Raw genomic sequence first — 25,916 nt, 5'->3', positions numbered from 1 at the left:
TCAGACCTCTTTCAACTGTTGAGCGGCGGTCAGCGCCGCGCGGCCGCGAGGGCCATGGAAGTATTCGTGAATCCACGGATCGTCGGTTTCCGAGACCTTGTCGATGGCGTCCGCCACCAGCACCTTTTTCTGCGCCAGCACCGCCACGCGGTCGGTGATGGTGTAGAGCGTGTCGAGGTCATGGGTCACCAGAAACACACTCAGGCCCAAGGCATCGCGCAGCGTCAGGATCAATTGATCAAAGGCGGCGGCGCCAATCGGGTCGAGGCCGGCGGTGGGCTCGTCGAGGAACAGGATGTCCGGGTCCAGCGCCAGTGCCCGGGCCAGCGCCGCGCGCTTGATCATGCCGCCGGACAGCGAAGCAGGGTATTTATCCGCCGCCGACAGCGGCAGCCCGGCCAGGGCCAGTTTTACCGCCGCCAGATGCTCGGCATCTTCACGGCTCAGGCCGGCGTGTTCGATCAAGGGTAGGGCGACGTTCTCGGTCACGGTCAGCGAAGAGAACAGCGCGCCTTTCTGGAACAGCACGCCGAAACGCCGTTCGACCATCGAGCGTTCGTGTTCGGACAGCGTCGGCAGGTTCTTGCCGAAGACCTTCACCACACCCTCGCTGGGCTGGCGCAAGCCGACGATGCTGCGCAGCAACACCGATTTCCCGCTGCCGGAACCGCCGACTACGGCGAGGATTTCGCCCTTGTACAAGTCCAGATCGAGGTTCTCGTGCACGCTCTGGCTGCCGAAGCGATTGCACAGCCCACGGACTTCGATCACCGCCTCGGAGGGCGCTCGGGGTAAACGACTCACCAGCCCATCTCCATGAAAAACAGCGCGGCCACGGCGTCGAGCACGATCACCACGAAAATCGACTGCACCACGCTCGACGTGGTGTGCGCGCCCACGGACTCCGCGCTGCCACTGACCTTGAAGCCTTCGAGGCAACCGATAGCAGCGATCAGGAACGCGAAGATCGGCGCTTTGACGATCCCCACCAGAAAGTGTTGAACGCCGATATCGGTTTGCAGCAGCGACAGGAACATCGCCGGCGAGATACCCAGCGACACGGCGCAGACCACGCCGCCGCCGATGATCCCCGAAATCATGGCCAGGAAAGTCAGCATCGGCAACGCCACCAGCAACGCCAGCACCCGCGGCACCACCAGCAATTCCATCGGGTCGAGGCCCAGGGTTCGGATGGCGTCGATTTCTTCGTTAGCCTTCATCGAGCCGATCTGTGCGGTGAACGCACTGGCGGTGCGGCCGGCCATCAGGATCGCAGTCAGCAAAACGCCGAACTCACGCAGGAAGGAGAACGCCACCAGGTCCACGGTAAAAATACTCGCGCCGAAACTCGCCAACACCGTCGCCCCGAGAAACGCCACCACCGCACCGACCAGAAAGGTCAGCAGAGCGACGATGGGCGCGGCGTCGAGGCCAGTCTGTTCGATGTGCGCAACCATGGGCGTGATGCGCCAGCGCTTGGGGCGAAACAGCCCGCGAGCGATGGTTTCGAGGATCAGGCCGACGAAGCCCAACAGTTGCAGGGTGTCCTGCCAGACGGCGTCGACTGCGCGGCCAATGCGGGTCAGCAGTTGAATGCCGACGCTGATTTCCGGTTCCTTGATCGGCACGCAGAAGTCGCTGAGCGAGCAATAAACCGTCTGCAACAAGGCACGGTCGGCAGGGGACAACGTGCAATCGGGATGCTCGGCGGATCGGCCCAAACGCTCGGACCCGAGCAATTCCACCAGCAGCGACGCACCGGCCGTGTCGAGCGCACCGAGGCCATTGAGATCGATGTGCGTGCTGTCGTCGTATTGGCCGCGAAGTTTTTCGCTCAGGTGCTTGAGATCGGCGTAATGGGCAAGCGTCCAGTCACCCGTGACCCGCAGGTGTGCAGGGGAGTGAGAGGCGTCTAGCTGGGCGTTTCCGGCCATTGTGCTGCTGGTCATAAGCTCCGTGCTTGTTCGGCAATTTACGCAGAGCTACGTAATAGCACGAACCGGATTACTTTTCTTTGATCGGTGTGCTGTCCGTGATCTTGAAGCGCAGCACGCCGATAACCTGACCGTCTTCGGTCAGCACACGGACCTGCCATTTGCCAGCCGGGTTGCCCGGGAAGTTCTGCTTGTGGGTCCAGGCGCGGTAGCCTTCCTTGCGCCCGCCGTGGATGTCCAACGGGATGCGATCGACCTCTTTGCCGTTGAACTGCCAGACGTGATAAATCCGCTCATCCAGGCCGCGCGGCGCGTTGATTGCGGTGTAGGCGTACAACCCGTCACCACGGATCTGCTCGGCGCTGACTTCTTCCAGACTCTTGCCGGGTGTGCGGTCCTGCATTTGCGTGCTGATCGCCACGTCGGTCATCCACAGGGTGGCCGGTGGCACCCACGAACGCAGGACCCAGCCGAGTGCACCGATGCCCAGCGTGATACTCAGGATCGCCAACGCGTTGCGCACGGTGCGGATCGGGAAGATTGACGCCAGGCTCGGAAACGACAGCAAAACAGCGGTGCCCAGCGCCAGTTTGAAGCTCTGCGAAGTGGTCAGGTGCAGGATGACGGGCAGGGCGGTGAGCAGCGCGGCGAACAGCGTCAGCGTGTGCAACGCCAGGAACGCCCAGCGCCGGGGCGCCAACCATTTGTAGTAGAGCGGGTCGATGATGGAAATCAGCGCAGCCGCGCACAGCAACCCGGTGAAGAACAACTGGCTGCTGTTCCAGGTCGTGGTGATGAAAAAGAACGGCAGGACGAAAAACAGGCTTTCCTGGTGGATCATCTGCGTGGCGTAACGCAGCAAAGGCTGGGGAATTTCGCGCTTGAAGAGCCTGGCGAACAATTTGGTCAGGCTGTTTTCAAGCATCAGCCAGATCCAGCTGAGCACCATGATGGTGGTGATCCATGTCGCCAGGCCTTGCTGACGATCAACCAGAACGAAGCTGCCGACCCCGGAGATAAAACCACCGAGCGCAATGACCCCTGGATAGCGCTTCATCAATTCCAGGATGCGCTGGACGTACAGGGTCAGAGTAGGCATTCGGCGGTTCGCAATAGTCGTGGGGAAAATCCTCGACAGAGTACCGCCCGAGCGGGGGGCGTGGCGAGGGGGATACGTCCGTTTGCCCTATACAACATTGTGGCGAGGGAGCTTGCTCCCGCTGGGGTGCGAAGCGCCCCCAAACCCGCACACTGCGTGTCATCAGGTAGATCGCAAGCACCGGTTTTACGACTGCTGCGCAGCCGAGCGGGAGCAAGCTCCCTCGCCACAAAAGCCCGGCTACCAGGGCGGCCAGTTAACGGCGGCGATGGATTCGCCAAGCTAAAACTCCGAGGACAATCAGGCCAAACACCCCGGCCATCGCCCACATCAACTGGTCATAACTCATCAGCGGCTTCTCGATCCGCACATACCCCGGTTGAACGAGCAACTCGCGCATGGCCTTGTTCGCTTCCGCCAGGGTCACGCCTTGCAGTTCCTTGGCCGGGTCGGCGAAACGCCCGTCCTGGTAGTCCCCAAGCGCGCTCCAGTAGTAATCGGCCAGCGCGCTGTTGCCTTGCACGGCCCAGGCCTGGCGGGCGATGGCGGCCTGTTTGAGGCGGTTGAAGGTGTCTGCGTCGAGACCGTCCTTGAGCAAGTCGGCCTTCAAATCCTCCAGCACCTGCTGGGCCTTAGGCACGTCGTCGCGCTCAAGGTCGGCGTTCAGGCTCATGAAGCCGACCCCGCCAAACACCTCGCGCTCGGCCGAGGGGCCGTAGGACAGGCCGTGGCCGTGGCCCAGGCGCAATTGGCGATAGAGCGCCCAGTCCAGATAGTCCTTGAGCAGGTCGAAGGTTTCGTCGTGCTGATCCTGCAGCACCGGTTCCGGCACCAGCCAATGCAACTTGGCCCCGCCGCCGACGAAACCATCGCTCAGCGTTCGTTCGTGGGCGGCACTGGCCTGGATTTCCGGCAAGGGCAGGTGATCGGTAGGCTCGACCGCTTCAAGTGCGCCATACGTGCGCTCCAGATACGCAGGTAACAACTTGTCGAGCTCGCCGACCACGATCAGCGTCATGTTATTGGGCGCGTACCAGGACATGCGCACCGTCTCCAGTTGCTCGCGGGTCAGATAATCGACCTCGGCCCGCTCCGGGCATTTAAGGCCCAGTTCAATCGCCAGTTGATTGCTCGCCGTGTGGCCCAGATCCTGACGATCCAGCCAGCGTTGCAGGTGCGAGTAGTGGCCGCCGTCTTCGCGCTCGACCACTTGCTTGGCCGCGTTGATCGCGTTGTCGTCGATGCGGGTCTGCGTCAGCAGTGCCAGCAGCAGGTCGAGCACCTTGCGCTGGTTTTTCGCCGGGGCTTCGATGACGAACGTGGTGTCGGCGTTGCTGGTGAAAGCGTTCCACTCACCGCCCAAGGCCTGCATCCGCTCTTCCAGCCCACCTTCGCCGGTGGCATCGATGCCGCTGAACAGCAAGTGTTCGAGCAGATGCGGCAGCTCCTTGTCGGCGCAGCTGAAATCATCCAGGCCCACGCCAACCACCAGACGAATCGCCACATGCCCGCGCTCGGTGCCCGGTTTGAGCAGCAATTGCAGACCGTTGGGCAGCGTATAGCCCTCGACCTGGAAGCGATCCAGGGCAAATGAAGGGAATGAGCCGAGCAACAGACAGGCGAACAGCAGACAACGCATAGCAAGCTTCCAGGCAACCAATCGGAGATCCATGTCGTCCTTCAGGCCGCCTTCGCGAGCAAGCCCGCTCCCACAGGTGATTTGTGGCGCTCACAAAAACAATGTGGGAGCGGGCTTGCTCGCGAAGACGGTCTTGAGGCTGAACCAATGTAACTGACTGACCCCACCGCCAGACGTTCAAGGCGAATGCGTGATGTCAGCCATATCGTCGACCGCCAGTGCACCGGTGTCCGACGTTTCCAGCACCACATAAGCGCTGCTGCAAAACAGCGAATTCAAACGTTTCATGTCGGCAATCAGCTCCAGGTGCAGTGAACTGGTCTCGATACTCTGCACAATCTTACGTTGCAAGCGGCTGACATGAGCATGGGCCAGGCGGCGTTCCTGTGCGCGAAAGCGACGTTTCTCACGCAGCAACTGGCGGGCACTTTCCTTGTCGGCACTGAGAAACACCGACAAGCCCAGACGCAGGTTAGAGATCAACTGGCTGTGCAACCCGGCCAATTCTTCCAGCCCGACGTCGGAAAAAGACCGGCGTTGCGAAGTTTTCTGCTGCTGCACCTTGCGCAGCATGTGTTCAATCAAGTCGCTGGCGAGTTTGAGATTGATCGCCAGTTCGATGATTTCCGCCCAACGCCGGCTGTCCTGCTCGCTCAGGTCTTCGCGGGGCATTTGCGCCAGATAGAGCTTGATGGCGCTGTAGAGCGCTTCGACATCATCCGTCAGTTTGCGCATTTCCTGGGTGATGGCGGATTGTTTGCCGCGCAGCACGTCGAGCATCGCTTCGAGCATGTTGTCGATCAGATCGCCCATGCGCAGGGTTTCTCGCGCGGCGTTGGCCAGTGCCAGGCTGGGGGTGACCAATGCCGTGGGATCAAGATGCCTCGGTTTGGCGGTGCCGTTGACCTGCGGGCGCTCCGGCAACACCCATGCGCAAAACCTGGCCATCGGACCAACGCTGGGCAACAGGATCAGGCAGCGCGCGGTGTTGTAGAGCAGGTGAAAGCCGATGACCATTTCCTGAGGGCTGAAGTCAAGACTGTCGATCCAGTGCACCAGCGGGTCCAGCACCGGAATGATCAGCAGCAGGCCGATCAACTTGTACAGAAGGCTGCCGAGCGCGACCTGACGGCCGGCGGCGTTTTGCATGCTGGTGCTCAGGAACGCGAGGATGCCACTGCCGATGTTGGCACCAATCACCAGGCCGATCGCCACTGGCAGACTGATCACACCAGCGCCAGCCAGGGTCGCGGTCAGCAGGACGGCGGCCAGGCTGGAGTAGGAAATCATCGCGAACGACGCGCCGACCAGGGCATCCAGCAGAATGTCGCCGGTCAACGAGGCGAAAATCACCTTCACTCCCTGGGCCTGGGTGATCGGCGCGGCGGATTCGACGATCAGTTGCAGCGCCAGGATGATCAGCCCCAGACCGATGCTGACGCGGCCCATCTGTCCAACCCGGGTCTGTTTGCGCGACAGGAAGAAAATCACCCCAAGAAAGATCAGCAGCGGCGACAGCCACGACAAATCGAGCGTCAGCACCCGCGCCATCAGCGCGGTACCGACATCGGCCCCGAGCATGGTTGCCAGGGCCGGGGTCAACGCCATCAGGCCCTGACCGACAAAAGAAGTGACGAGCATGGCGGTGGCATTGCTGCTCTGAACCATCGCGGTGACGACGATCCCCGAGATGAACGCGAGCCAGCGTTTGGACATATTCTGGCCGATCACATGGCGCAGATTGGAACCGTAGACCCGCAGGATGCCGGTTCGGACGATATGCGTGCCCCAGATCAACAAGGCCACGGCAGATAACAAATTGAGCAGGGTGAGCATGCAGGCCCCCTGTGGTGGTAGCGCCCCAAAGGGGCAAATTGACGGTGCCGCGCGACGTTCTACGTTCTGTACTTAAGCTGTAGTTGGCTAACGGTCTGGGCGCCAGCATCGCATAGCTAAAGAAGTGATTGAAACAAAACTGTCATGAAAACAGATTGATGCAGAAATGAAGAAGGGACCCGAAGGTTTCAGCCGGACAGTTGAAAAGATGCGCGAACACAACCCCTGTGACGAGGGAGCTTGCTCCCGCTGGGCTGCGCAGCAGTCCTAAGATCATTGGTAGTTCAATCGCTAAAGAAATCGTCGCCTAGCCCTACGTCGATCAAATATTTGGCTGTCTCGGGGTTTCGTTCAGCGCAGCGGGCATAACATTTGATGTGAAGGATCAAACTGTATTTGTGCGGAATCAACAAGATGACGCCGTCGACTTGATCAAAGAGTTTCGCCTGAAGCCGCGCCTTATCCCCCTTGGTTTCTATTTTTAGCCAGTCGTTACCCTCCACAGGCTCTGGAGTCCACCCGAGCTGATTGAAATTTTGTTGTAACCTTTCAAGGAGTGCTACCGCTTGCTCGAACGGCAAGGTTTCCAGCATCGGCGAAGTAGTTAGGGTGATCGCTTTGAATTTGGACCAACTGATCGCACCGAACGTGGTAGCGGGCAGCGTAAAACCATAGTCGGGATCATCAAGTCTGATGACGACTGGATGGCTGATCCAGGTAGAGCTCGGATGAGGTGGATCTTTAGCGTCGTTAGGATCCCCAGGATAAATTGCCGTATTGCCATAAACAGGGAATGTCGAGTCTTGTGCGACTTCTCTGTATGGCTTCCCGATATGAACGCTCAAAAAATCAACTGGGTGGTGAAAAGAAGTCAGACAAATGAACAGCGTAAAAAATGCTGCTCTTTGCAAACACCGACGCCGCCTTCTGGCGCGACTCATCATTCGCTGTAGTAATCCGAACCGACACTGACATCTATCAGATACTTCGCGGTTTTCGGGTCGCGCTCATCACAGCGGGCGTAGCATTTGACGTTAAGCGCAAGACCATATTTGTGCGGAACCAGAAGCATCACAACAACAACTTGGTCGAATAACAGGTTCTGCAATGCCTTTCTCTCGACCTCGTCACTTAATCCCAACCAAGCGTGGCTTTCATTATCCCGCGGGACCCATCCAGAATTTTTTAACATCTCCTGCAACTGGAAAATTAAGGGCGTTAATTGATCGTAGGGTAGAGCATCCAACATCGGAGAAGTGGTGAGAGTCGATACTTTCCCCTCACGGTAACCCACTGCGCCGAACTTAGTTTGCGGCAAAGTGAAGCCATGCTGCGGGTCATCAAAATGGATAACCACTGGACTGCTGATCCAAGTTGAGTCTACTTCAGGCGGCTCACTTGGATATATTGCAGTTTTAGCTTTGACTGGAAACGTGGAGTCTCGCGCTACATCTTCATAGGGTTTTCCTACACGAACGGAAATCGTATCTACGGCTATCCAATCGAGAACGATATAAATAATCAAGAATATGGAGATCAGAGCCAGAAGACTCCAAAGCAACTTACGCATCACTTTACTCCTCCGCCGCTAGCAATTTCCGAAATGGATGCCTTTAGTTGAGCATGGGCGGTTGGATTTTTTAACAAAGTGTCAAATTGTGTTGCCGCTCGCAATACAAACTCCATTCGCTGATCCTTGTCTGCTAAATCCGCAATTGGGTTACGGCTAAAAGCAACTTTCCGACCATCTGGTACTTTACATTGACTTGCGAGAGTTAACTGTATCTCCTCAGGCAGTCCCGAAAACAGGCCAGTAACAACCGACACCACGTCACCCGCTTGAGTACCTCGCATTAATAGTGCGAAATGTTCTACGTCATACATTGCAGGTTGAAGGATATTTAACTGTTCATGCCGAGCCATCGCTCTGACGCTGCCGCTAACATCGCCCTTATCAATAGAGGCGAACGTATCGGAAATCTCCAGACGGGCAGTGCCAAAGTCGACTTTATCCGCAATAGGCCAGAGCACTTCTTTACTCAGGCTGCTGCGGTCAGGCAAACACTTCTCCATCTCTTTAAATCCACGCACCATAAAAAAACGGTGCAGTGGGTAAACATCCAAGAACAGAGCAGTGTTTCCAAGCGCCAGCATTTGGTGAACGTATTTCAATTCTTCCTGGAGCAATGCAATTGCATCGCCAGAGAGTGGATCACTCGTAAGGGGGACCGAATTCTGCTGCTTTGCCTGGTTCCATTTATTCCAGAGTTCAGGGTCCGAACGCCATTTGTTGACCACCATATGTTCATACAAATCTTTGGGCTGGCTATCTTTGAGCGTCCGGTAGGCCTTTTTTTCGGCTTCAATTCGTTGCTCCAAAGTAGTGGCATGCAACAACCCACATCCCACCTGCTTCGAAGCAAACGCCGCCAACCCCGCCCACTGAAACCGGTTATCCGCCAGCCACAACTGTGCATAGGCCGCGTTGATCTTGCGGTTGCGCACTTGCGGGTCGGCAATCAACACGCCGCCCGGTGCGACCCACTCTTCGGCTTCTTTCTGAAACCTGCGCCACAGGCAGTTACAGGTCAGCAACGGCACTTCGACGCGGGTTTTCGGGTTGGGGCCGGCCTTGGTGGTTTCGCGCTTGCAAGCGGGGAGTTCGCAGGTGCTGTCCCAGAGTTTCTTCATGTCCAGGTCGTCTGGGGCCATGCATTGTCCAGTCATTTCATTCTTCCTTGAGGCGTCAGACAGTCCAGCGGACTACGGCGAGGTCGGGCTGTAGGGTGGCGACACTTTGGGTCATGCCCTCTGCGTTGGTCTGGCCTTTGACGATGCGGCCTTCGGCGGTTTCGATTTCGTAGTCTTGTTGGGCAATGGGTTCGCCATTGCCGGCGCTGACGGCTTTGAATTCGACCAAGGGCTGACCGATGATCGGCAGGGGCGGAATGAATGGCGTGGGGGTATGAGAGCTGCCGATGATGACGTTGCCGGAGCCGCCAATTACCACACCGCCATGGCTGGTGGTGCTATCGAGCGTCATGGCGTTCAGGCCGTTGATGAACACGGTTGAAGAAAATCCGCCGTTCAGGGCCTGGCCGCAGGTGCATTTGTCGCTGACCCGAGCGGCCGCAAGGCCGTTGAAGAACACATCGGGAGACCCGCTGGCAATCGGGTTGGTGCCGTGACCGGGGAGGGGACAGGTGGTGGGGTCCGTGAGGCGTGCAGCCGGTTTTCCTGACATATGCATTCCTTGTCATGTCGTTTGAAGCGAGCGGGGGACGCTAACCACCAGAGCTGGATGCGTCAACCTTTGGAGAAAAGCGGTTGGAAAGCATTCGGCTGTTTTGACGTGATTCACGCGTTTTTTCAGTGCGTGTTTAAAGACACCCGGCGTTACTTCTCGGAGGCTACAACACCTTGCGTCGTTGCCTACGGCTACGCCAGAATCCGCCGGCTTGTGCGCCTTGACCCTGCTATCTATCGTTTATCCATCGCTAAAAACAGCGATCGGGTTTGGTAGCCCGGAGTCTGGCGCATAGCCACTTTTTGCGGACGCTTTTTCAGGTCGTAGCTTATGGTGGCCATGCGCAGGGTCCCTTCGGGGGCGCCGGTTCCAGTACTCCGGTCTACCAACCTGTGTATGGCCGCCACCTTCGTTTGGTAGCGAGAGTGAAGGCTCCATGTAACCGGTACTGGAGTTCTATCTATGTTCAAGGCAACACCCAACCCACCGGACACCGACCCGGTCCCCCACGACTTCCCACCACGCAAACCCAGCACGATCTTCTTCATAGACCCAAAGGTCGATAACGAAACCCTGCTCGCTCACGCCTGCGAGTCGTTGGCGTCGGCCAGTGTCATGGCCAGTGATTTCGCCGCACGAATGGAAGGCACGCATCGCAATACCCTGCTGGGGATTCAGCAAAACATCATGTTGGGGGAGTTGGCGGTGAATCGAGTGCTGGATAACCTCGATCCGCCTGGGTAATCACTGAGCAAAAAAATGTGGGAGTGAGCCTGCTCGCGATAGCGGCCTCTCAGTCAACATCGATGTTGAATGTAATGGCCCCATCGCGAGCAAGCTCGCTCCCACAGGTTTTGTGCACTGACTGACACCAGCCAGTGCACAGGTTCGGGTTACTGCCCCGGAATGTCCTTGCGCAGTTTCACCGGATCTTGCTGTTTGCGTTTTTTCGCGATCGCAGTGCGCATCTTGATGTTGATCGCTTCCACCGCCAGCGAGAACGCCATGGCGAAGTAGACGTAGCCTTTTGGCAAATGCACTTCGAAGGACTCGGCAATCAACACAGTACCGACCAGCAACAGGAACGACAGCGCCAGCATTTTCAGCGACGGGTGCTTGTCGATGAATTCGCTGATGGTGCCAGCCGCCAGCATCATCACCAGTACGGCGACGATGATCGCAGCGACCATGACCGGCACATGGGAAACCATACCCACGGCGGTGATCACCGAATCCAGGGAGAACACGATGTCGATAATCGCAATCTGGATGATGGTGTACAGGAAGCTGCCACCCTTGGCGGTCGGTTCCTCGTGGGTCTCATCCTCGCCTTCCAGTGCGTGATACATCTCTTGCGAGCTCTTCCACAGCAGGAACAGACCACCGAAGAACAGGATCAGGTCTCGCCCGGAAATACCCTGGCCGAACATTTCGAACAGGTCGGCGGTGAGGCGCATGACCCAGGTGATCGACAGCAACAACAGGATCCGCGTGACCATGGCCAGCGCCAGGCCGAAGATCCGGGTTCGCTGCTGCATGTGTTTGGGCATGCGGCTGACCAGGATCGAAATCATGATGATGTTATCGATACCCAGGACGATTTCCAGGGCGGTCAGGGTAAAGAAGGCAACCCAGATTTCAGGGTTGGTCAGCCATTCCATGTGTATTCCTTTGAGCGAGTGTTAAACCAGAACGGGCCCGGGCTTCAAACAGCGAAGCCTGGACCCGTTGTGGTGAGTCTTGGGCTTATAGAGTGCTGAACAGCGGAAAGATCCCCATCAGCAATGCTGCAACCAGTATGCACATGCACACCAGCACTGCCCATTTCAGGGTGAAGCGCTGATGGTCACCGAAATCGATACCGGCCAGGGCCACCAACAAGTAAGTCGATGGTACCAGCGGGCTCAACAGGTGGACGGGCTGACCGACGATCGAGGCACGTGCCATTTCAACCGCGGTTATACCGTAATGACTGGCTGCTTCGGCAAGTACTGGTAACACGCCGTAATAAAATGCGTCGTTCGACATGAAGAACGTGAACGGCATGCTCACCAGCGCGGTAATCACGGCCAGGTACGGGCCGAGGAAATCAGGGATCACCGCCAGCAGGCTTTTCGACATGGCATCGACCATGCCGGTGCCCGACAGGATACCGGTGAAGATGCCCGCTGCGAAGATCAAACCGACCACCGCCAGTACGCTACCGGCGTGAGCCGCGACGCGATCCTTCTGCTGTTGCAGGCAAGGATAGTTGACGATCATGGCAATACTGAACGCCACCATGAACAACACGGGCAGCGGCAACAGGCCGGCAATCAGGGTGCACATCAGGCCCAGGGTCAGGGCGCCGTTGAACCAGATCAGTTTTGGACGACGGGCATCCGGGAACTGCGAAACGCTGATTTCACTGTGGTCGACTTCATCGCCCACCAGGTGCAGCTCACCCAGACGTGCACGTTCACGTTTGCCGTAGAAGTAAGCAATCAAGAGGATTGCCACCACACCGGCCGCCATCGCTGGAATCATTGGTACGAAGATGTCCGACGGGTCTACGTGCAGTGCACTGGCCGCACGGGCAGTCGGGCCGCCCCACGGGGTCATGTTCATCACGCCACCGGCGAGGATGATCAGGCCGGCCATGATCCGCGGGCTCATGCCGATGCGGCTGTAGAGCGGCAGCATGGCGGCCACGCAGATCATATAAGTGGTCGCGCCGTCACCATCGAGGGAAACGACGAGCGCCAGTACGGCGGTGCCGACCGACACTTTCAGCGGGTCGCCCTTGACCAGTTTGAGGATCTTGCGCACGGCCGGGTCGAACAGGCCGGAGTCGATCATCAGGGCGAAATACAGAATGGCAAACATCAGCATCACGCCGGTCGGCGCAAGCTTGGTGATGCCTTCGAGCATCATCGGGCCGATCTTCGGCGCGAAACCACCGAACAGGGCGAAGACGATAGGAATGATGATCAGGGCGATCAGCGCGGACAGGCGCTTGGTCATGATCAGGAACATGAACGTGATGACCATGGCGAAGCCAAGGAAAGTCAGCATGGGAATACTCCAGGCGTAGCGCGGCTAGGGAATGGGCGAACCGGGTGAGGTCAGCGCAGAACGGGAAGCACGAGGCCTACGGGCGGAGTTGCAGCGAAGCGGCGGGTAGCAAAGGACATCAGGATCACCATTGTTGTTGTTAAATGGGCTGTGCGAGCGATAAAACACTGGCATTGGCCGACCGGTCTTTTGCCGGCAGTGGGGGCGATCCTAATCGGGGAAGCTTTCAGCCAGCTTTCGCTGGTGAAAGCATTGACCGGATGTGTGACCGGTCGTCGGACTGGGGCACGGAGTTAAACCGAGTTGAGGCCATCGCGAGCAGGCTCGCTCCCACACGGGATCTTCAATGGCCACAGACCTACTGTGGGAGCGGGCTTGCTCGCGAAGGCGTCAGTAACTGCGCATCAGGAGGAAAGGTCATGAGCGACACTCACACCGGCGGCTGCCATTGCGGACAACTGCGCTATCAATTCAGCGGACCTTTGCACGATATCGCCCACTGCCATTGCTCGATCTGCCGGCGGGTCAGCGGCGGGATCGTGACGACCTGGATCACCGTGCCCGCGTCCGCCTTTAAATGGCTGAAAGGGACGCCAGCGCAGTACGAATCTTCGACAACTTGCGTGCGCTATTTCTGCCCGAACTGCGGGGCGCAACTGGCGCTGATGACGCACCTCAGCCCCGAGAGCATCGACGTGACCATCGCCACCCTCGATCACCCAGAGCAGGCCCCGGCCGAGCGGCACATCTGGACGGACAGCCAATTGCCCTGGCTGCACCTGGACGAGCACTTGCCGGGTGAAGCCGAAGAAATCCTCTGATCAAAAAACAGACAGATCCAGCGGCCGGATCGCGCCCATCCAGATCGCGTGCTCGGTGTGGTCCAGCAAATCGTCGCCGGTGTCCGGGTGCAGGAACACCACCAACCCCTTGCGGTTGAGCGCCAGCCACGGCAGCACGTCGCCGATCAGTTCCGGCCCGAACGCCAGTTGGCAACTCCAGTCCGGGTGCGGACCCACGGGGCGTTCGTGCACGCGGCCCATTTTCAGCGGGAACACCTGCGCGGCGTGCTCACACAGCGCTCGCGCCTGATCAATGCTGCTGGCATCGAAATAGACATGGGCGTGGTAACCCTTGATCTGTTGCATCTGAAACCCTCAAAAACCCAGTCGAACCCTCACCGATTCCTACAGGTCACACGACATATACGTAGGAAAACAAGGAATCGCAGCCATGAAAAATGCCGAAACCCCGGTGGTGAAAGTGGTGCTTTATGGTGCCATGAGTAGCCTCGGCAGTGCGCTGATGGCTGAAATGCTACGGCGCCAACATGAAGTGATCGCAATTCTGGATGACCTGACGGCGCTCCCACCGCGCCCAGGACTGCGCACCAAGACCGGCGATCTGTTCGAGCCTGAACGCGTCAAACAAAGCGTGGCGGGCAGTTCGGCGGTTATTTGTCTACTGGACGCACCGGGGCTGCCATTCAACAGCGAGACGGTGGAAAAAACCATCGTGCCAGGCCCGGTCGAGCAAGTGTTGGCAGTGGATGCGCTGATCGCGGGCATGCAGGCGGCCGGCATTGCCCGGTTGTTCCTGGTGGGGGATTTCGCCGAACTCGACGAAACGGAGGCGCAAGCGCTGGATCTCCTCCAGCGGCATGCCGCCGAGGAAATCCTTGATGCGCTGCAAAGCAGTGCCTTGCACTGGACTCTGGTGAACGCGCCGCGCGGCGTGCCGGGGCTGACGATCGAACATTTCAGCCATGTGAGCAGCAGCCTTGAACCGGGTCTGGCCGAACCGCTTGAACGGTTGAACCGCGTGGCGGTGGGGATTGCCGATGAGCTGCAGCTCAATCTTCACGTTCGCGAGCATGTGACCTTCGTTTCGACCGCCCCTACACCGCGATAGACGGCAGCGGTAAACCATTCAGCGATTGGGCGCTGCTGGCCTGCTCGGCCATCAGCCAGTCCACAAACTGTTGGATCAATACCCCACGCCGTTTTCGCTGGGGCAGAACCACGTAATAGCCGAGCCTGGAAATCACTGTGTCCACAATCGGTCGACACAACAAACCCTGCACCAGCAAGTTATCCACAAGGTGCCGCCAGCCGATCGCCACACCCTGGCCACCAATCGCCGCTTGAATCAGCAACGTGTAATTGTCGAAGCGCAATTGGCCGGGGGCCGGGGCCGATGTGATCCCCAACTCGCGAAAGACGCCGCTCCAGTCGAACCAGTTGCTGCTGTTTTCGCCGCGCAGGTGCAGCAGCGGAAATTCCAGCAATGACTGGGCCGACAAGGGCAGGGGACGATCCTTCAACAGCAGCGGGCTGCACACCGGAAACACTTCTTCGCTGAACAGCCAATGGCTTTCGCCCTGTTTGAACCGGCCATCCCCAAACAACACCGCCACATCAATATCTGTGCGCAGCATGTTGTGATTGCGCTCGCTGGTGACCAGGCTGACGTCGACTTGGGGATTGGCTTGATGAAAGCGGTGCAATCGGGGCATCAGCCAATACGCGGCAAAGGCGAAATCCGTGGCCACCTGCAAGACCTCATGTTGATGCTGTGCGCTGATCGCGCTCAATCCGGCATCGATGTTCTGCAAACCGAGCTGAACCTGCTCGAAAAGTATGGTCCCCGCCTCAGTCAACTCGATGCCGCGATAAATACGATCAAACAGCCGCGCCGTGAGTTGTTCTTCCAGGCGTTTGATCTGCTGGCTGACGGCGGGCTGCGTGGTGCCCAGCTCTACCGCTGCGGCGGTAAAACTGCGATGACGGGCCGCCGCTTCAAACGCTCGCAGCAGGTCCAGCGACAAATTTCCAAGGGCGTCATACATAAGCGGTGCTTATCCTAGTCATTGCCGTGCATGGGCTTTACCACAAAGTGCATGGACTCCATCCTCGATCGCAGCACTCTCGCATAAATATTCACTATGGAATGCCGCGATCACATGAAGCGCCAGAATATTCTTTTCATCATGGCCGATCAGATGGCCGCGCCAATGTTGCCGTTCTACGGTCCCTCGCCCATCAAATTACCTAATCTCTCCCGCCTCGCCGCCGAAGGCGTGGTGTTCGACGCCGCTTATTGCAACAGCCCGCTGTGCGCGCCGTCGCGTTTTACCCTGGTCAGCGGTCAGTTGCCGAGCAAGATCGGCGCCTACGACAACGCGGCCGATTTCCCCGCCGATGTACCCACCTATGCCCACTACCTGCGTCGCCTCGGCTACCGCACCGCGCTGTCGGGCAAGATGCATTTCTGTGGCCCGGATCAGCTCCACGGCTATGAAGAGCGCCTGACCAGCGACATTTACCCGGCCGATTACGGCTGGTCGGTGAACTGGGATGAGCCGGACGTGCGTCCGACCTGGTTCCACAACATGTCTTCGGTGCTGCAGGCAGGGCCGTGCGTGCGCACCAATCAGCTGGATTTCGACGAAGAGGTGGTGTTCAAGGCCCAGCAATACCTGTTCGATCACATCCGCGAGGAGGGCGATCAGCCGTTCTGCCTGACCGTGTCGATGACGCACCCACACGATCCGTACACCATTCCCAAGGCTTTTTGGGACATGTACGACGATGCCGACATCCCGCTGCCGCAAACCCCGGCGCAAATCGATCTCGACCCGCACTCCCAGCGTTTGCTCAAGGTATATGACCTGTGGGACAAGCCGCTGCCTGTGGATAAGATCCGCGATGCGCGTCGCGCCTATTTCGGTGCGTGCAGCTATATCGACAGCAACGTCGGCAAACTCCTGCAAACACTCGAAGATACCGGGCTGATCGACGACACCATCATTGTCTTCTCCGGCGACCACGGCGACATGCTTGGCGAGCGTGGCCTCTGGTACAAAATGCACTGGTTTGAAATGGCCGCCCGCGTACCGCTGTTGATAAGTGCACCGGGACAATTCGGGGCCGGGCGAGTGAGTGCAGCCGTTTCCACCGCTGACCTGTTGCCCACCTTCGTCGAACTGGCCGGCGGATCGCTGGAGCCGGGCCTGCCGCTTGACGGTCGTTCGCTGGTCTCGCACCTGCAAGGGCAGGGCGGTCACGACGAAGTCTTCGGCGAATACATGGCCGAAGGCACTATCAGTCCTTTGATGATGATCCGCCGCGGTGCTTACAAACTCATCTATAGCGAAGACGACCCTTGCCTACTCTTCGACGTACACAACGACCCGCGCGAACAGGAAGAACTCAGCCAATCGCCGCAACATCGGCCGCTGTTCGAGGAATTTCTGGCTGAAGCACGGGCCAAATGGGACATTCCGGCGATCCACCAACAGGTGCTCGCGAGCCAGCGTCGCCGGCGTTTCGTCGCCGAGGCGCTGACCATCGGCAAGCTAAAGAGCTGGGATCACCAGCCGCTGGTGGACGCCAGTCAGCAGTACATGCGCAACCACATCGACCTCGACGATCTGGAACGTAAAGCACGTTATCCACAACCCTGCCAAAACCAATAATGTTAAGGGGAAGTCCATGCAAAAGTTATCCACAGTACTGACGGTCGGGCTACTGGCTCTGGGCAGTGCATCGGCCTTTGCCGATCAGAGCTGCGACACGGTGAAAATGGCCGATCCGGGCTGGAGCGACATCGCTGCGACCAACGCCATTACCGGGTTTCTGCTGGAGGGCATGGGCTACAAGGCCAAGGTCGACACCCTCGCGGTACCGATCACCTTTGGCGGGTTGAAGGATGGCCAGGTCGACGTGTTCCTGGGGAACTGGATGCCGGCGCAGCAGGGCTTCTACGATAAATTCGTCGCCACGGGTGATGTCACACAACTGGCGAAGAACCTCGACGGCACCGAATTCACGCTGGCAGTCCCGGATTACGTTTGGGACGCGGGTGTGCATAACTTTTCCGACCTGAATAAATACGCCGACAAGTTCGACAAGAAGATCTACGGCATCGGCTCGGGCGCCCCGGCGAACATCTCGTTGCAAGAGATCATCAAGAAGAACGACTTCGACATGGGCCAGTGGAAACTGGTCGAGTCCAGCGAACAGGCCATGCTGGCCGAAGTGTCCCGCGCGGTGAAGAAACAGAAGTTCGTGACCTTCCTCGGCTGGACGCCGCACCCGATGAACGTGCAGTTGAAAATGCATTACCTGAAAGGCGGCGAGAAGTATTTCGGTGACACCGGCAGCGTTCATACACTCACCCGCAAAGGTTATGCACAGGCCTGTCCGAACGTCGGCAAGCTGCTCACCAACCTGAGTTTCACCCAGGAGATGGAGAACAGCATCATGGCCGAGGTGGTGAACAAAAAAGTCAGCAATGCCGATGCGGCCAAGGCGTGGATCAAGGCCAATCCCGCCGTGCTGGATAAATGGCTGGATGGCGTGAAGACCGTGGATGGGAAAGATGCGTTGCCGGCAGTAAAAGCCAAGCTGTAAGGGTTACCTGTGGCGAGGGAGCTTGCTCCCCAGCGGGAGCAAGCTCCCTCGCCACAATGTTCACCTCGTCCTGATACCCTTGCGCAAAACCCCACCCGAGAGGACCCATGGCCTTCCCCAGCCGCCATTCACTCTTTCCCTTCCTTTCCTGGTTGCCCCGGCAAACCCGCGCCAGCGTTGGGCGTGACCTGATCGTTGGCCTCAGCGGCGCAATTCTTGCGCTGCCGCAATCCATTGCCTACGCCCTGATCGCCGGACTTCCGCCGGAATACGGCCTGTACGCCGCGATCATTCCGGTGCTGATCGCTTGCCTCTGGGGTTCGTCGTGGCATCTGATCTGTGGCCCTACGGCGGCGATTTCCATCGTCCTATATGCCAGCGTCAGTCCTCTGGCCGTTCCCGCGTCAGGGGACTACGTCACCCTGATCCTGCTTCTGACGCTGCTCGCCGGCATTTTCCAGTGGCTGCTCGGTTTGCTGCGCTTTGGCGCCCTGGTGAATTTCGTTTCTCACTCGGTGGTGCTGGGCTTCACCCTCGGCGCAGCGGTGGTGATTGCCATCGGCCAGTTGCCGAACCTGCTGGGGCTGGACCTGCCCAATCAGTCCACCGCGCTGGACAGCTTTTTGATGGTGTTCAAACACCTCGGTGAAGTGGATAAACCTTCGCTGGTGCTGGGGCTGGCCACCGTCGGGGTAGGCGTGATCCTGAAATTACTGCTGCCACGTTGGCCAACACTCTTGATCACCTTGGCGCTGGGCGGACTGCTGGTGTGGTTCTGGCCCTCGATGTTTGGCCATGTGAAGTTGGTCAGCGCGTTTGTCGGGCGGCTGCCGCCCTTCAGTCCGCTGCCGCTGGATCTGGACCTGATCCTGCGCCTGCTGCCCAGCGCCGTGGCGGTGGGGATGCTCGGACTGGTGACGAGTCTGTCGATTGCCCGTTCCTTGTCGGCTCGCTCTCAGCAATTGCTCGACGCCAATCAGGAAGTGCGCGCCCAGGGTTTTTCGAACATGGTCGGGGCGTTTTTCTCCGGCTCGCTGTCAGCGGGTTCCTTCACCCGCTCGGGCCTGAGCTACGAGGCGGGGGCCTGCTCACCGTTGGCCGGGGTATTTTCAGCGCTGTGGGTGGCGCTGTTCGCCATCTTCGGCGCGGCGTTGATCGCGCACATTCCGATCCCGGCCATGGCGGGCAGCATTCTGCTGATAGCCTGGGGATTGGTGGATCATCGGGGCATTCGCGCACTGTTGCGGGTCAGTCGCGCCGAGTTCCTGGTCATGGCGCTGACCTGCGTGGCCACGCTGCTGCTGGAGTTGCAGACAGCCATCTATGCCGGGGTCTTGGCGTCCTTGTTCTTCTACCTCAAACGTACTTCGCAACCGCGAGTCCAGCATTGGCGCGAAGGCGATGAAGACATTCTGCGGGTTGGCGGTTCGATCTTTTTCGGCGCCAGCCATTACCTGCAAGTGCGCCTGCAACGGATGCACGGCGTGCGGGTGGTGATCGAGGCGCAGCAGATCAACTTTATCGACTATTCAGGTGTGGAAATGCTGCATCAGGAAGCGCGACGGCTGCTCAAACAGGATCGCAGCCTGACCTTGCGCCGGGCGCGGCCGCAGGTGGTGGAGGAGTTGCGCAAGCTTGAAGGTGCGGAGAAATGCCCGATCCGGTTTGAGGACTGAAACACCACTCTGATGACGAACGCATAACCTGTGGCGAGGGAGCTTGCTCCCGCTGGGTTGCGAAGCAGCCCTGAAAATCTGCGGGCGCTTCGCACCCGAGCGGGAGCAAGCTCCCTCGCCACAAAGAACTACAGCGCCAGTTGGCGGCGCAGTTCGGCCAGCACCGGCGCCGTGTCCGGGCGCACGCCGCGCCACAGGAAGAACGCTTCTGCCGCTTGTTCAGCGAGCATCCCCAATCCATCCATCGACACCGCCGCACCGTGCTCACTGGCCCAGCGGCAGAATGAGGTCGGCTCCTTGCTGTACATCATGTCATAGCACACGGTCTTGCCCGGTTCGATCAGGCTGCTGGCAATCGGTGGTACATCGCCCGACAAACTCGCGGACGTCGCGTTGATGATCAGGTCCACCGACTCCTTCAACCAATCGAAACTACTGGCTGACACCGGCCCCAGATCCGCAAACAATTCCGCCAGCAACTCGGCTTTCTCAACCGTGCGGTTGGCGATAATGACCGAAGCGGGTTGCTCGGCCAGCAACGGTTCCAGCGCACCGCGTACAGCGCCGCCAGCACCGAGCAGCAGGATGCGTTTGCCTTTGAGACTGAAACCGGCGTTGACCGTCAGGTCCCGCACCAGCCCGGCGCCGTCGGTGTTGTCGCCCAGCAGGCTGCCATCAGCGAGTTTGCTCAGGGTGTTCACCGCGCCGGCCCGCTGCGCACGTTCCGTCAGGCTGTCGGCCAGGCGATAAGCCTCTTCCTTGAACGGCACCGTTACATTCGCCCCGCGACCTTCGAGGAAAAACCCCTTGGCGAAGTCGGAAAAGTCGTCGAGTGGTGCCAGCGAGGTGCTGTAGTCCAGTTGCTGAGCAGTCTGCTCGGCAAACAAGCGGTGGATCAGCGGCGACTTGCTGTGGCCAATCGGGTTACCGAATACGACGTAACGGTCCATCAGAACTCCTCGTTCAGGCCTTGGCCAACCAATCGCGGTCTTGCAGGAAGTATTCGGTGAGGCGGGCTTCTTCGCTGCCCGGCTCCGCCTTCCAGTCGTAGCCCCAGCGGACTTGCGGGGGCAGGGACATGAGGATCGACTCAGTACGCCCGCCCGATTGCAGACCGAACAACGTGCCACGATCGTAAACCAGGTTGAACTCGACGTAGCGGCCACGGCGGAATTCCTGGAATTCGCGCTGCTTGGCGGTGAACGCATCATTCTTGCGACGCTGCACGATCGGCAAGTACGCATCGATGTAGGCATCACCGATGGCGCGCATGAATGCGAAGCTGGTGTCGAAGTCCCACTCGTTCAAGTCATCGAAGAACAAGCCGCCGATGCCCCGTGGTTCATGGCGATGCTTAATATGGAAGTAGCTGTCGCACCAGGCCTTGTAGCGCGGATAGACGTCCGGACCGAACGGCGCACAGGCCTGCTCGGCGACGCGGTGCCAGTGCACGCAGTCTTCTTCATTGCCGTAATAAGGGGTCAGGTCGAAACCGCCGCCGAACCACCAGACCGGTTCTTCGCCTTCTTTTTCAGCGATGAAAAAGCGCACGTTGGCGTGGGAAGTCGGCACCTGCGGGTTGTGTGGGTGAATCACCAGCGACACGCCCAGGGCTTCGAAGCCACGACCGGCCAACTCGGGCCGATGGGCGCTGGCGGACGGTGGGAGCCCGCTGCCAAAGACGTGGGAAAAGTTGACGCCGCCCTTTTCGATGACCGCGCCGTTTTCGATCACGCGCGTGCGACCGCCACCGCCGGCAGGCCGGGTCCAGGCGTCTTCGACGAATGTCGTGCCACCGTCTTCAGCTTCAAGGGCTGCGCAAATACGGTCTTGCAGGTCGAGCAGGTAGGCTTTTACGGCCTCGGTGCGGGTCGTCATGTCATCACCTTGAATCGGGCAAAGCTACGCGGCGCTCCATCGGAGCAGGGGCCGGCGCAAATGGGCGCGTAGCATAACATCGCAGATGGGCCTGCCGCAGTTGACGAAGGTCAAGCTTAGGAGTCCGATAGGGAGCTTGGCAAAATGACCTAAGGAGAGTTCTGATGGCAAAGCGTATCCAGTTCCGCGCCCATGGCGGCCCCGAAGTGCTCGAGTATGTCGATTACCAACCCGCCGAGCCCGGGCCCCAGCAGGTTCGCGTGACCAACAAGGCGATCGGCCTGAACTTCATCGACACTTATTACCGCAGTGGTCTCTATCCGCTGCCCGCCCTGCCATCGGGCCTGGGCTCGGAAGGTGCGGGCGTGGTCGAGGCCATCGGCAGCGAAGTGACCCGGTTCAAGGTCGGCGATCGTGTGGCTTACGGCAGCGGCCCGCTGGGCGCCTACAGCGAGGTTCACGTTTTGCCGGAGGCCAACCTGGTGCACTTGCCGGATGCAATCAGTTTCGAACAGGCCGCCGGTGTGATGCTCAAGGGCCTGACCGTGCAGTACCTGTTGCGTCAGACGTATGAACTCAAGGGCGGCGAAACCATCCTGTTCCATGCCGCCGCGGGCGGTGTCGGATCCCTGGCCTGCCAATGGGCCAAGGCCTTGGGGGTGAAGCTGATCGGCACGGTCAGCTCGCCAGAGAAAGCCGCACTGGCCAAAGCCAACGGCGCTTGGGCAACGATTGACTACAGCCACGAAAACGTCGCACAACGGGTGCTGGAATTGACTGACGGCAAAAAAGTCCCGGTGGTGTACGACGGCGTCGGCAAGGACACCTGGTTGACGTCACTCGATAGTGTGTCACCACGGGGCCTGGTGGTGAGCTTCGGCAATGCGTCCGGCGCAGTGGACGGGGTGAACCTGGGGATTTTGTCGGCGAAGGGCTCGCTGTACGTGACCCGGCCGACGTTGGCGACCTACGCCAACAATGCCGAGAGCCTGCAGCGTATGGCGGATGAGCTGTTTGAGATGATTATCAGCGGGAAGCTGACGGTGGACATCAGTCAGAAGTATCCATTGGCTGATGCGGCGAAGGCGCAGACCGAGTTGTCGGCGCGGCGTACTACTGGCTCGACGGTTCTGCTGCCTTAACATCAAACTGTGGCGAGGGAGCTTGCTCCCGCTGGGCCGCGAAGCGGCCCCTCATATCTTTAAAAGAACGGGACTGCTGCACAGTCCAGCGGGAGCAAGCTCCCTCGCCACAGGTGTTACTGCGGGATTAATCCGGGCGAATGACGTTCCCGGTCGCCACATCGCGGATCACGCTCGGATTCCTGCGCCCACCCAGATTCCCGCCCAACACCAGATCCACCTGCCCACGGAAATACTGCTCGACGCGAAGCCGGGTCCGCGCCGCCGGCCGGCCCTGAGGGTTAGCCGAGGTCGACACCAACGGCCCCACCATCGCACACAAATCCCGCACCTGCGGGTGGTCGCTAACGCGTAGTGCCACCGTTTCATGCACGCCGGTAATCCACTGCGGCAACAGATTCTGATGCGGCACCAGCCAGGTATTCGGCCCCGGCCACGTGCTGGCCATGCGGTCCATCCACAGTTCCGGGAAGTCTTCGAACAGGAAGTCGAACTGACGAATATTGTCGGCCACCAGAATCAGGCCCTTCTCCACAGAGCGGCCCTTGATCATCAACAGACGATACACCGCCTCTTCGTCCCACGGATCGCAACCCAGGCCCCAGACCGCTTCGGTTGGATAGGCAATCACTGCCCCTGCGCGAACGGCTTGTGCGGCTTGTTGCACGCGCCAACTGTTGACCATGAAAAACTCTCCGGAATAAGGCTCTGCGCAGTTTACCGATCTTCCTTATAAAACCTAGCTCACCCGCGCAAACCAGCGTCCGCTTTCGCACACCGCCCGGCCGTCCATTTCCAGCTCCGTCAGCGCTGCCAGCACTTTGGACAAGGCCCAGCCACTGCTGACCGACAACGCTTCGCTGGTGTGGGGCGCGGCGTGAAGCAACATGAGCAGTGGATGAGTGGGTGCTTGCAGCGTCTCTGTGGATAACGGCAGCCGCTGCCAACCGCGCAAGGCTTCGAGGATATGCTCAATGGTTTCCACCAGCATCGCCCCGTCGCGGATCAACTGGTGACACCCCTTGGCGCCAGGGTGATGGATCGACCCTGGAATCGCGTACACCTCGCGCCCCTGTTCCGCCGCCAGCCTCGCCGTGATCAATGAACCACTCGCAACACTCGCCTCGACCACCAGCACACCGAGGGATAAACCGCTGATGATTCGGTTGCGCCGAGGGAAGTTGCCGGCGCTGGGACCGGCGTCCAGGGGGAACTCGGAAAGCACCGCGCTGCCCGACGCGATCATGGCGTCCGCCAGCCGCCGATTGCGCTGTGGATAAAACTTTTCAAGTCCCGTGCCAAGTACCCCGACCGTTCGCCCACCTACGTCCAGTGCAGCTTGATGTGCGGCCGCATCGATGCCCAGCGCCAGACCGCTGGTGATGACGAAACCGGCGCCGGCAAGACTGCGCGAAAATGCCGCTGCGGTATCCATGCCCGGTCGCGAAGCGCGACGACTGCCGACCATCGCCAATTGCGGTTGTTCCAGAATGTCGGGATCGCCAGCCACAAATAACAGCGGTGGTGCATCGCTGATTTCCGCCAGCAGCGCGGGGTACTCCGGCTGGTCCCACATCAGTAAATGCTGGCCCGGACGCTCTAGCCAGGCCAATGCGTGGGCCGCGCCATCGCGCACTTCATTGGCGCGCCGTGCTTCGGCGCACGCCAGCGGCAAGCCCAGCGAACGCCAGGCGCTGGCGGGCGCGCTGATGGCTTTGGACGCCGAGCCGAAGGCTTCGAGCAGTTTCTTAAAACGCGCCGGACCAAGTTCCGGCAAACGATGCAGACGTAAACGAGCTTCCAGTTCCGCAGGGGAAACCGGTGTGACGGTAGACAGCGACATGGATCATCCTTGATCGTTATGAGCCCCGTTCAAACGGGAATAAGCTGTGGATAACTCTGTTGGTAACTTGTGGAGCAGGCTTAAGGATTTCGCACCTTGTCCATGACCGCCAGCGAGCGCGATGCGTTGAGCACCAGCCCGTAACTGAGCTTGTCGTAGGTGCGGAACACCATCAGCAAACCGGCTCGCTCATCGGGGATTTTCAGTGGCTGGCCGGTGATCCGGTCGCGCACGGTTTCACCGGTCTTCATCACCACCAGCACGTTGCCTTCGGCCAGGCCATCGCGCTGACCTTTGTTCAGGGTCACGACATCCAGCGCGCCAATCTGGGTAACCCCGCGCGGCACATCGATGATCAAGCCATTAATTTCTGTTTTTGGCGCACTGGGCATGAAGGTCGAGTTGATCGAGCGTTCCTCGCCACTGAACAAACGGTCGCCAAGACGCACTTCCTGAGTCGTACGTTGCAGTGCCAGGGTGGCGACGTCGCCCTCGGTGGCAATGATTTCGCCGCCGCCAATGTCATCGGCGTTGATCCCCAAAAACTCCATGCTCTGCGGATCGGTGTAGACCTTGCCCTGGCGGAAGATCCCATAGACCGGCTGGTTCGGGTCGAAATGGCCACGGGCGAAAATGCGGTCACCGGTGCCGCTGAGCACGCGTTCGGCATCCCCGGCGACGATGTAGGGCGCCTTGTCGAAGTCCTCGACCTTGTCGACGATGCGGTTGCTCAACAAAAAGCTGTTGATCGATTGCAGCGGAATGCTCGGGATCGCATCAGCCACCGACGAACTGCGCACCCGTGGCGAGAGCTTGATGGTGCCGCGTGAAACCCCACGATTGAGGGTCAGTCGCGGCTGTCCGTTGACATAGACCAGCGACAGCGAGTCGCCGGGGTAGATGAGATTAGGGTTTTCAATCTGTGGATTGGCCTGCCACAGCTCCGGCCACTTCCACGGCTCGCGGAGGAATTTTCCCGAAATGTCCCAGAGTGTGTCACCCGCCGCCACCGTGTATTGCTGTGGAAAACCTTCCTTGAGTTGCACTTGCCCATGCGCCAAACCGGCCGAGGCCAGAAGGAGCAAGGCGAGTAGTGATTTCCTCATGCGGTGAATCCCTTTATTATGTGCGTTCGCGTGAAACGCCAGAGCCCT

At 59.3% G+C, this 25,916-nt stretch carries 25 protein-coding genes; 7 read left to right on the top strand and 18 right to left on the bottom strand.

What is annotated here, in order from left to right; translation table 11 throughout:
- From ACA051_RS00205 to ACA051_RS00165, 9 genes are all read right to left on the bottom strand, one after another.
- On the bottom strand, positions 1–804 hold the full coding sequence (locus ACA051_RS00205) for an ABC transporter ATP-binding protein (RefSeq protein WP_427701164.1): 804 nt from the start codon (positions 802–804) through the stop codon (positions 1–3).
- On the bottom strand, positions 801–1,949 hold the full coding sequence (locus tag ACA051_RS00200) for an ABC transporter permease (RefSeq protein ID WP_497306730.1): 1,149 nt from the start codon (positions 1,947–1,949) through the stop codon (positions 801–803). The genes ACA051_RS00205 and ACA051_RS00200 overlap by 4 nt, the downstream gene beginning before the upstream one ends.
- Before the next feature lie 55 nt (positions 1,950–2,004).
- Complete coding sequence (locus ACA051_RS00195) at positions 2,005–3,033, bottom strand: DUF5924 family protein (protein ID WP_497306728.1); 1,029 nt, start codon at positions 3,031–3,033, stop codon at positions 2,005–2,007.
- A gap of 256 nt (positions 3,034–3,289) precedes the next feature.
- Positions 3,290–4,672, bottom strand: a complete 1,383-nt coding sequence (locus ACA051_RS00190) for a M16 family metallopeptidase (RefSeq protein ID WP_497373032.1) — start codon at positions 4,670–4,672, stop codon at positions 3,290–3,292.
- Positions 4,673–4,849: 177 nt separating this feature from the next.
- Entirely contained in the window at positions 4,850–6,508 is a 1,659-nt protein-coding gene (locus ACA051_RS00185) for a Na/Pi cotransporter family protein (RefSeq protein ID WP_497306727.1), read from the bottom strand.
- Positions 6,509–6,792: 284 nt separating this feature from the next.
- A complete protein-coding gene (locus ACA051_RS00180; protein ID WP_497373030.1) occupies positions 6,793–7,419 on the bottom strand; it encodes a hypothetical protein in 627 nt (208 codons plus the stop codon).
- 29 nt (positions 7,420–7,448) lie between these two features.
- The gene (locus ACA051_RS00175) at positions 7,449–8,078 is read right to left on the bottom strand and encodes a hypothetical protein (protein WP_497373028.1); all 630 of its coding nucleotides are present in this window, start codon (positions 8,076–8,078) and stop codon (positions 7,449–7,451) included.
- Positions 8,078–9,235, bottom strand: coding sequence for a DUF2515 family protein (locus ACA051_RS00170; protein ID WP_497373026.1), 1,158 nt, complete (start codon positions 9,233–9,235; stop codon positions 8,078–8,080). The genes ACA051_RS00175 and ACA051_RS00170 overlap by 1 nt, the downstream gene beginning before the upstream one ends.
- 19 nt (positions 9,236–9,254) lie before the next feature.
- Positions 9,255–9,752, bottom strand: coding sequence for a PAAR domain-containing protein (locus ACA051_RS00165; protein WP_497373024.1), 498 nt, complete (start codon positions 9,750–9,752; stop codon positions 9,255–9,257).
- Between the two features lie 465 nt (positions 9,753–10,217).
- On the opposite strand from ACA051_RS00165, the gene ACA051_RS00160 reads away from it, so the two are divergent.
- Positions 10,218–10,499 (top strand): DUF6124 family protein, encoded by a 282-nt coding sequence (locus ACA051_RS00160; RefSeq protein ID WP_403105202.1) that lies wholly within the window; start codon positions 10,218–10,220, stop codon positions 10,497–10,499.
- A gap of 149 nt (positions 10,500–10,648) precedes the next feature.
- Here the strand turns inward: ACA051_RS00160 and ACA051_RS00155 are convergent, their stop codons facing one another.
- Both ACA051_RS00155 and ACA051_RS00150 read right to left on the bottom strand, forming a co-directional pair.
- Positions 10,649–11,416: a TerC family protein gene (locus ACA051_RS00155; protein ID WP_131059072.1), complete on the bottom strand. Its 768-nt coding sequence runs from the start codon at positions 11,414–11,416 to the stop codon at positions 10,649–10,651.
- A gap of 85 nt (positions 11,417–11,501) precedes the next feature.
- Entirely contained in the window at positions 11,502–12,809 is a 1,308-nt protein-coding gene (locus ACA051_RS00150; RefSeq protein ID WP_497306722.1) for a CitMHS family transporter, read from the bottom strand.
- A 419-nt stretch (positions 12,810–13,228) separates the two neighbouring features.
- On the opposite strand from ACA051_RS00150, the gene ACA051_RS00145 reads away from it, so the two are divergent.
- A complete protein-coding gene (locus tag ACA051_RS00145) occupies positions 13,229–13,630 on the top strand; it encodes a GFA family protein (RefSeq protein WP_497373022.1) in 402 nt (133 codons plus the stop codon).
- On the opposite strand, the gene ACA051_RS00140 is transcribed toward ACA051_RS00145, so the two are convergent.
- A complete protein-coding gene (locus ACA051_RS00140; RefSeq protein ID WP_497306720.1) occupies positions 13,631–13,957 on the bottom strand; it encodes a DOPA 4,5-dioxygenase family protein in 327 nt (108 codons plus the stop codon).
- 85 nt (positions 13,958–14,042) lie between these two features.
- Here ACA051_RS00140 and ACA051_RS00135 point away from each other — a divergent pair, with 85 nt between their 5' ends.
- Positions 14,043–14,720, top strand: a complete 678-nt coding sequence (locus ACA051_RS00135) for an NAD(P)-dependent oxidoreductase (protein ID WP_497373020.1) — start codon at positions 14,043–14,045, stop codon at positions 14,718–14,720.
- Here ACA051_RS00135 and ACA051_RS00130 read toward each other — a convergent pair.
- Positions 14,707–15,657, bottom strand: coding sequence for a choline sulfate utilization transcriptional regulator (locus ACA051_RS00130; RefSeq protein ID WP_497306717.1), 951 nt, complete (start codon positions 15,655–15,657; stop codon positions 14,707–14,709). The genes ACA051_RS00135 and ACA051_RS00130 overlap by 14 nt on opposite strands.
- Positions 15,658–15,771: 114 nt before the next feature.
- On the opposite strand from ACA051_RS00130, the gene betC reads away from it, so the two are divergent.
- The 3 genes from betC to ACA051_RS00115 all read left to right on the top strand — a co-directional run bounded on the left by betC (position 15,772) and on the right by ACA051_RS00115 (position 19,899).
- On the top strand, positions 15,772–17,286 hold the full coding sequence (betC, locus tag ACA051_RS00125; protein ID WP_497373018.1) for a choline-sulfatase: 1,515 nt from the start codon (positions 15,772–15,774) through the stop codon (positions 17,284–17,286).
- Positions 17,287–17,302: 16 nt separating this feature from the next.
- Positions 17,303–18,223, top strand: coding sequence for a choline ABC transporter substrate-binding protein (gene choX / locus ACA051_RS00120; RefSeq protein ID WP_497373016.1), 921 nt, complete (start codon positions 17,303–17,305; stop codon positions 18,221–18,223).
- A 107-nt stretch (positions 18,224–18,330) separates the two neighbouring features.
- Positions 18,331–19,899: a SulP family inorganic anion transporter gene (locus ACA051_RS00115; protein ID WP_497373014.1), complete on the top strand. Its 1,569-nt coding sequence runs from the start codon at positions 18,331–18,333 to the stop codon at positions 19,897–19,899.
- 128 nt (positions 19,900–20,027) lie between these two features.
- Here ACA051_RS00115 and aroE read toward each other — a convergent pair whose 3' ends face one another.
- Both aroE and hemF read right to left on the bottom strand, forming a co-directional pair.
- The gene (aroE, locus tag ACA051_RS00110) at positions 20,028–20,849 is read right to left on the bottom strand and encodes a shikimate dehydrogenase (RefSeq protein WP_497306710.1); all 822 of its coding nucleotides are present in this window, start codon (positions 20,847–20,849) and stop codon (positions 20,028–20,030) included.
- A gap of 13 nt (positions 20,850–20,862) precedes the next feature.
- Positions 20,863–21,777, bottom strand: coding sequence for an oxygen-dependent coproporphyrinogen oxidase (gene hemF, locus ACA051_RS00105; protein ID WP_497306708.1), 915 nt, complete (start codon positions 21,775–21,777; stop codon positions 20,863–20,865).
- Positions 21,778–21,941: 164 nt separating this feature from the next.
- Between hemF and ACA051_RS00100 the strand changes: the two genes are divergently transcribed.
- Complete coding sequence (locus tag ACA051_RS00100; RefSeq protein ID WP_497373012.1) at positions 21,942–22,919, top strand: NADPH:quinone reductase; 978 nt, start codon at positions 21,942–21,944, stop codon at positions 22,917–22,919.
- Positions 22,920–23,046: 127 nt separating this feature from the next.
- Here the strand turns inward: ACA051_RS00100 and tsaC are convergent, their stop codons facing one another.
- From tsaC to ACA051_RS00085, 3 genes are all read right to left on the bottom strand, one after another.
- On the bottom strand, positions 23,047–23,604 hold the full coding sequence (gene tsaC, locus ACA051_RS00095; RefSeq protein WP_497306704.1) for an L-threonylcarbamoyladenylate synthase type 1 TsaC: 558 nt from the start codon (positions 23,602–23,604) through the stop codon (positions 23,047–23,049).
- A gap of 54 nt (positions 23,605–23,658) precedes the next feature.
- Complete coding sequence (gene dprA / locus ACA051_RS00090) at positions 23,659–24,762, bottom strand: DNA-processing protein DprA (protein WP_497306703.1); 1,104 nt, start codon at positions 24,760–24,762, stop codon at positions 23,659–23,661.
- An 80-nt stretch (positions 24,763–24,842) separates the two neighbouring features.
- On the bottom strand, positions 24,843–25,868 hold the full coding sequence (locus ACA051_RS00085; RefSeq protein ID WP_497306702.1) for a LysM peptidoglycan-binding domain-containing protein: 1,026 nt from the start codon (positions 25,866–25,868) through the stop codon (positions 24,843–24,845).
- Positions 25,869–25,916 lie beyond the last annotated feature (48 nt).

Source organism: Pseudomonas sp. LBUM1669, assembly GCF_059695705.1.
Note: the sequence above shows the minus strand (reverse complement) of the source record. Positions and strands in the feature narration are given on the sequence as shown.

Coding starts and splice junctions, on each gene's coding strand:
- ACA051_RS00150 (WP_497306722.1), bottom strand. CDS start 12,809: ATGCTGACTTTCCTTGGCTTCGCCATGGTCATCACGTTCATGTTCCTG.
- choX (WP_497373016.1), top strand. CDS start 17,303: ATGCAAAAGTTATCCACAGTACTGACGGTCGGGCTACTGGCTCTGGGC.
- ACA051_RS00155 (WP_131059072.1), bottom strand. CDS start 11,416: ATGGAATGGCTGACCAACCCTGAAATCTGGGTTGCCTTCTTTACCCTG.
- ACA051_RS00175 (WP_497373028.1), bottom strand. CDS start 8,078: ATGCGTAAGTTGCTTTGGAGTCTTCTGGCTCTGATCTCCATATTCTTG.
- ACA051_RS00140 (WP_497306720.1), bottom strand. CDS start 13,957: ATGCAACAGATCAAGGGTTACCACGCCCATGTCTATTTCGATGCCAGC.
- ACA051_RS00115 (WP_497373014.1), top strand. CDS start 18,331: ATGGCCTTCCCCAGCCGCCATTCACTCTTTCCCTTCCTTTCCTGGTTG.
- hemF (WP_497306708.1), bottom strand. CDS start 21,777: ATGACGACCCGCACCGAGGCCGTAAAAGCCTACCTGCTCGACCTGCAA.
- ACA051_RS00185 (WP_497306727.1), bottom strand. CDS start 6,508: ATGCTCACCCTGCTCAATTTGTTATCTGCCGTGGCCTTGTTGATCTGG.
- ACA051_RS00200 (WP_497306730.1), bottom strand. CDS start 1,949: ATGACCAGCAGCACAATGGCCGGAAACGCCCAGCTAGACGCCTCTCAC.
- ACA051_RS00130 (WP_497306717.1), bottom strand. CDS start 15,657: ATGTATGACGCCCTTGGAAATTTGTCGCTGGACCTGCTGCGAGCGTTT.
- ACA051_RS00085 (WP_497306702.1), bottom strand. CDS start 25,868: ATGAGGAAATCACTACTCGCCTTGCTCCTTCTGGCCTCGGCCGGTTTG.
- tsaC (WP_497306704.1), bottom strand. CDS start 23,604: ATGGTCAACAGTTGGCGCGTGCAACAAGCCGCACAAGCCGTTCGCGCA.
- dprA (WP_497306703.1), bottom strand. CDS start 24,762: ATGTCGCTGTCTACCGTCACACCGGTTTCCCCTGCGGAACTGGAAGCT.
- ACA051_RS00170 (WP_497373026.1), bottom strand. CDS start 9,235: ATGACTGGACAATGCATGGCCCCAGACGACCTGGACATGAAGAAACTC.
- ACA051_RS00165 (WP_497373024.1), bottom strand. CDS start 9,752: ATGTCAGGAAAACCGGCTGCACGCCTCACGGACCCCACCACCTGTCCC.
- aroE (WP_497306710.1), bottom strand. CDS start 20,849: ATGGACCGTTACGTCGTATTCGGTAACCCGATTGGCCACAGCAAGTCG.
- ACA051_RS00190 (WP_497373032.1), bottom strand. CDS start 4,672: ATGCGTTGTCTGCTGTTCGCCTGTCTGTTGCTCGGCTCATTCCCTTCA.
- ACA051_RS00100 (WP_497373012.1), top strand. CDS start 21,942: ATGGCAAAGCGTATCCAGTTCCGCGCCCATGGCGGCCCCGAAGTGCTC.
- betC (WP_497373018.1), top strand. CDS start 15,772: ATGAAGCGCCAGAATATTCTTTTCATCATGGCCGATCAGATGGCCGCG.
- ACA051_RS00160 (WP_403105202.1), top strand. CDS start 10,218: ATGTTCAAGGCAACACCCAACCCACCGGACACCGACCCGGTCCCCCAC.
- ACA051_RS00195 (WP_497306728.1), bottom strand. CDS start 3,033: ATGCCTACTCTGACCCTGTACGTCCAGCGCATCCTGGAATTGATGAAG.
- ACA051_RS00145 (WP_497373022.1), top strand. CDS start 13,229: ATGAGCGACACTCACACCGGCGGCTGCCATTGCGGACAACTGCGCTAT.
- ACA051_RS00135 (WP_497373020.1), top strand. CDS start 14,043: ATGAAAAATGCCGAAACCCCGGTGGTGAAAGTGGTGCTTTATGGTGCC.